The sequence below is a fragment of the Bartonella sp. TT119HLJHH genome, from assembly GCF_042193385.1.
GTDB lineage: Bacteria > Pseudomonadota > Alphaproteobacteria > Rhizobiales > Rhizobiaceae > Bartonella.
On the sequence record NZ_JBHILS010000078.1, the window covers coordinates 1 to 1,720 of the forward strand.

General features: G+C 43.4%; 1 protein-coding gene and 1 pseudogene. Both read left to right on the plus strand.

Features of this window, described 5'->3' with window-relative positions:
- Positions 1–1,449, plus strand: a 1,449-nt coding sequence (locus tag ACFIJL_RS09275; RefSeq protein WP_375624403.1) for a hypothetical protein, incomplete at its 5' end; no start/stop codon positions are given.
- Positions 1,449–1,720 (plus strand): annotated as a pseudogene (locus ACFIJL_RS09280) (hypothetical protein); the annotation flags it as partial. The gene ACFIJL_RS09275 and the pseudogene ACFIJL_RS09280, both read left to right, overlap by 1 nt.

The following is a 1,720-nucleotide window of genomic DNA, read 5'->3' on the forward strand; positions in this document are numbered from 1 at the left end:
TTTCCAGTAGCCGATTACAGACCAGATGTTGCGGTTGTCAACGGCAGTTTTACGGATAGCCTTGTGAATGTTTTACCAGCAGATGGCGGTTACATACCCATGCCTAGTGCAATGGTTGTGTCTCATGCTTTGGAAGAAAAGCCCTTGGGTTCAATAGCCTTTAGAAGTGGTAATGGTGTTAAGCTCATCGTAGGAGGAGCCAAAAAGCTTTACAGTTATGATAGTCAAACGAAGAGTTGGAAGGACATAAGTCAAAGTGGTGTGACGTATCAAGCAAATGAAGAGAATAAATGGTCGTTCGCTTTGTTTGGTCAAAGAATTATTGCAGTGAATAAAAATGATAAACCGCAAGTCTTTAATACCCATAGCTCTGAACGGTTTGAAGATTTAGGAGGCAATCCCCCGAAAGCAGGCTTGGTGAAGGTTTGGGGTGATTTTGTTTGTTTGATGCAATTAACAGATCATCCCAATCGCATCCATTGGTCGGGTTTGAATGATGCAACTCATTGGACGGTAGGTGATAAAGATTGTTATTATCATAATTTTAATGATGGAGAATATGTTCAAGGGGCAACGGAATCGAGCAATCCCCTCGTTTTTTTGCGTTCTGCTATTTATGCTGGTTGTTTTACGCTAGGCTCTAAAGTCCCCTTTATTTTTCAAAAGCTTCAAGACAAGCGTGGATCCCGCAGTGCAGCCTCTATAGCGTGTCGTGGGAGTGATGCTTTTTTTGCTGGTGATGGTGGCTTTTATCAGATCAGTGCTGATGGTCAACTTTTGCCGATAGGCTTTGAGAAGGTTGATAGAACGGTTTTTAAAACCTTTGATAAGTTTGCTCTTGATGAGATGCAAGGGGTTATAGACCCCGTTGATAACCGGATTTACTGGTCCTTAAAAAGAGGCAATAACGAGCAAACGACCTTTGTCTATGATTGGGGCTTGCAGAAATGGTCGACGCTACAGGGAAAACCTTTCACGTTGTTTCCAGTATTTACGACAGGTTATACTTTAGAACAGTTAGATGAGATTTCGATCAATCTTGAGGCATTGCCCGCTTCTTTAGACAGCCCCCGTTGGCAAAGTGGCGCTCCAATGCTTGGTGCTTTTGATGATGCAAATAGACTTGTTATGTTTACGGGAGCACCGATGGAGGCAACGGTTGTTTCGCAAGAAATGGGAGCACCAGATGGAAGTTTTAACTTTATCACGAAAATGTTTGCAGAGGTGGATACGACGCAAGGATTTTTAAGCATAGGGGAACGTCGGCTTCGTAATGATCAGACGCCGATCACATGGCACAAGGAGAGGGTGTGTTCTTATCTTACAGGTGCTTATCATGGTCGTTCGCGCAATCGTTATCACCGCTTTAAATTGCGTATTCCTGAAGGCGTTCATTGGAACCATATCACAGGGTTTAATGTGGATTTACGTCCTTTAGGCAGAGGATAATGGCAAAAGTTTTTTTGACCACGTCTTGGGATATGGAGCGTATAGCGCCTTATCTGGAAGACATCATTGCGTCGTTTAGAGAGTATGTAGAGCGTTTCAAATATGAAATCACGTTGCAAGAGCTCCTTGAAGCGATTTGCAGTGGCAAGAAACAGTTATGGCTTGTTTTGGATGATGACGAGCGCTTTTTAGCGGCAGTCACGACCCAGATACAACAGACAGTTTTAGGAAAGAAGCGCGCTCTGATTTGTGAATGTAGTGGCAAGGGTGT